General features: G+C 48.5%; 3 protein-coding genes. All 3 read right to left on the bottom strand.

Annotated features, from left to right (window positions below):
* Window positions 1-58 precede the first annotated feature (58 nt).
* Window positions 59-2173 (bottom strand): FtsX-like permease family protein, encoded by a 2115-nt coding sequence (locus BG32_RS06510; protein WP_259459568.1) that lies wholly within the window; start codon window positions 2171-2173, stop codon window positions 59-61.
* The gene (locus tag BG32_RS06515) at window positions 2170-2895 is read right to left on the bottom strand and encodes an ABC transporter ATP-binding protein (protein ID WP_121526593.1); all 726 of its coding nucleotides are present in this window, start codon (window positions 2893-2895) and stop codon (window positions 2170-2172) included. Before BG32_RS06515 ends, BG32_RS06510 begins: the two co-directional genes overlap by 4 nt.
* A 92-nt stretch (window positions 2896-2987) precedes the next feature.
* A partial coding sequence (locus BG32_RS06520) for a sensor histidine kinase KdpD (RefSeq protein WP_147434858.1) occupies window positions 2988-3801 on the bottom strand: 814 nt, incomplete at its 5' end.

Here is a 3801-nt window from a genome sequence, read left to right on the forward strand (position 1 = left end):
ATGGTGTTTGTTATACCGCAGATGCCTATGAAGCCAACTATTGCAATAAGCCCGTACACTAGGTTGAAAGTGTGCTAATGGCGTCTTCAGTCTCTTTCTTGTATTCACTGTATGAGATGAAGGTAGAGTTCCTGTATCTGTCGGCGATCGCTTTGATTGTTGATTCGAGAGCTTCAGCGTCGCTTCCCCTTCGAAGGTATATATCTACATACGAGTAGTGGTCCATGTAGTCCATCATGGTGAGATGAACATCGTCGCTCTCAGGCCTGAAAACCTCAATTATCTTCTCGCTGCATGCCGCAACAAGCATTCCACCCTCGACCGTGTAGCCGACGACTGATGGCAGCTCCTGCACTACAGCGGCAACGACGAACTCCGAGGCGACTGGGATTTCTACCATGGACTCGTTCAGATAGTACGTCTTGAGCAGAACTCTGTCTCCTGCCTTGATTCCGTGCCTGTTGCTGTTTTCTATGTCGATAATGATTACAGGTTCGGAAGTTGCTCTCGTCAAATCTATCGATCCCGAAATGACTTTCGTCTTCATCAGCTCTATACCGAGATCGTTGTAAGCGAAGAGAGCCATGCGCATTCCGCTATTATCAACTATTATTGTGCGCATTCCGGCTTCAGGAGTTGAAAACGTCCTGAACGACCTGCTATCAAGGTCCCGGTCTTCCCATTCGGTTAGCAGTCTTCCCGTAATGAACTTCGCAGCCGCAACTGTCTGTACATCTTCGAATGAGAGTATCTCTTCGATCGTTTGCTCATCGGGTCCGTCATCGTACATGCTTGCCACTCTTATTGAGAAATCCGACTTCACAACGCCCCGCGCAATTTTCTCAGTATCGAAGTTTCCGGCAAAGTACGAGAAGGCTATGAAAAGTGTTGCCGCCATCGTCATTGAAATAACAGAAATAGTCGTTGTGCGTAGGTTTCTCCTCATGTTTCTTTTCGCCAGTTTCAGCGGGATCTTCTCTCCAGACGAACTTTGCCCTTTAACGATCCCTTTGACTTCGAAGTCAGAGGGTTCGACCCCGTAATGTCTCATCGCCTCGACGGGCGAGACTTTCCCCGCCCTTAGTGCGGGAATAAGAGAAGATACGACTACCGACAGGAATCCGAGAATGGCTCCAAGTAAGAGTGATAAGGGTGTAATCATGGTTGCAAAGCCGCCTAGCCCCGTAAACTGAGATCCCGCATAGAGTGCTATTGCGAAGGAAAGCAAAACGCCTGTCGCCAGTCCTAAGGGAATACCAACAAGACTTACGAGGATCGATTCTCGGAAGACGACCTTCCTTATCTGTGCGGGAGTGGCACCGGCCGCCCTGAGAAGCCCGAATTCACGTATTCTCTCGAGAACGGATATCTGTACGGTGTTATAGATAGAGACCATTGAAGCGACTGCGACGAGCAGTCCCAGAACGACGGCCGGCCAGTTGACGGGAGATAGGTTCTCAAGAAAGTAGATCAACGAACCGTTGTAAGTTGTCTTATCTCTTATTTTGAGATCCGAGGCAACCTTAATCGCTGCAGCTCTTATTCCGTTGTTTGGTGCTTCAACGGTGAAGTAGGCGTTCTTCACCACTCTCGACTCTTCAGAAATCTCTGAAAACTCCTCAGGTGAAATTTCCACAAAGGCCTTTGACATCGCACTCTCCTGTCTAGCCTTTGATACTATCCCTACTACTTCATAGGTACGTTTCTTGCCTCCAATATCAAGTGAGACCATTTGGCCGGTTTCCGGAGTGATTCCCAGAAGCTGCGCCGAAAATGAGTCTAACGCTATCTCTCCAGGTTTTTCCGGTAAACGGCCTTCTTCTATGCTCTTTCCTCTCAGGTTGAGCGTCAACTCATTTGCCTCTTCAACAAACAGAGAAGCCTTTTCTTCGGGAAATTCAATTGTTCCGGCTATTTTCTGAATACCCAGCTTTTCAATCAAAACATGTATCTTCAAGTCCATGAGCTCGGATTCACTTGTCTCTACTACTTTGCCATGGTATCTCCCCACAGAGTTCTCCATGCTCTGAAGCTGCGAAGCTTCGATGCTTTCGAAAGTGATCATGATTGCGGTTATGAAGGCTACGGCGAGGGCCACTCCCAGGAGTGTGTACAACGTTCTCCTAAGTCGTCTCGAAAGGTACTTTCTGCTTAGTTCTGTATAACGCTTCATACCTTCTGACCTCCCAAGGCCGAAGAAAAGACGTTGCCCACGTCTGCATTCGAGTAGTCCGAAACGATCTCGCCGTCCTCAATAGTGATTATTCTGTCGGCTCTTTCTGCAATACCCTCTTCATGAGTCACTATTACGAGAGTCTGGTGGAATTTCCTCGCGCTTATTTTAAGCAGGTCCATGACTTCCTGGCTCGTCTTGCTGTCGAGATTTCCTGTCGGTTCGTCGGCAAAGACGATAGCGGGTTTCGTTATGAGAGCCCTGGCTATGGCCACCCTCTGTTGCTGGCCGCCTGAAAGGGCAGACGGGAGGTGATCGATTCTGTCTTCCAGTTTCATAAGCCTTATGAGTTCGTTCAGATAGGGCTCGTCGACCTTTCTTTCGTCCAGGATCAGCGGGAGTTCAATGTTTTCCCTGGCAGTCAGGACGGGAATCAGGTTGAAAAACTGAAAGACAAACCCGATTCTTCTTCTTCTGAAGATCGAAAGCTGCGTATCCGTCATGGTGTAGAGATTCTTGCCGTCTATGTGGACGCTTCCCGCGGTAGGCCGATCAAGCCCCGCAAGCAGGTGAAGGAGCGTACTCTTTCCCGAGCCACTAGGCCCGACTATCGCGATGAACTCGCTTTCCTCGACGGAAAGTTCGGCCCCTTTTAGCGCAGTGACTGCGTTCGCGCCAGATCCATATACTTTTCTCAGTCCAGCAGTTTTGAGTACTTCCATAATCCGCCTCCTTATTGATTTCTGTTCAGAGTATAAGGAGTCTTTCTTATTCGTAGATGAAGGATAAGCTTAAGAAATCGCAAGGTTAAGCCTCATTCTTCTCGTCTTACGGGGAGCTCTATTGTGAAAGTCGATCCTCTTTCCGTAGATGACTTCAGCTTTATGTCGCCTTGGTGTCTCTCAATAATCGCTTTAGCCAGCGATAGCCCGAGCCCTGAACCCTTTTTCGATCTGCCGGCAGAACTGCCCCGGTAGAAACTCTGAAAGATCTTCGATGAATCTTCTTGCGAGACCCCGGGGCCTTCGTCTGAGACGCTTAAATAGGCGTAGGCTTCGCTCCCTGAAATTGACACAGATACCGAGCCGCCTTCAGGAGAGTAATCGATGGCGTTCTTAAGGAGATTGCCAATAGCTTGCGTAATCCACTTCTCATCACAGAAGACAATAGCCGACGATTCAGTATTCAGTGAAATCTCGATCTTCTTTCTGCGAGCTATCTCGATGTAGTTTCTCATTATATCTCTCGCCAGTTCTGCGAGATCTGCCTTTCTGAAACTAAATCTGATAGCGCCCGATTCTATCCTTGCTATGTTGAGAACGTCACCGATGAGCCATTCCATTCTCTCGATATCTTCGCCGCTTCTACCCAGAAACTCTTCAATCTGTTCTCTTTCCATATTTTTGCCGTCTAGCATTAATTCATTCATCGTTTTTAGGGAGGCAAGTGGCGTCTTGAGTTCATGCGATATGAAAGAGATGAAGGCCCTCATCTTGTCGCGCTCGGAATCAACGCTTTCCATGGTCTTCTCCAGTCTTCTGCTGAGCGCGTTCAGTTGTGCCGAGAGAATGGCCGTGTCCCCCTCGCCATCGAAAATCGATTTACCATCGTATCTCCCGCTCATCAGG

Origin of the sequence: Mesotoga sp. HF07.pep.5.2.highcov, assembly GCF_003666285.1 — a bacterium.
In the GTDB taxonomy this organism is placed as follows: domain Bacteria; phylum Thermotogota; class Thermotogae; order Petrotogales; family Kosmotogaceae; genus Mesotoga; species Mesotoga prima.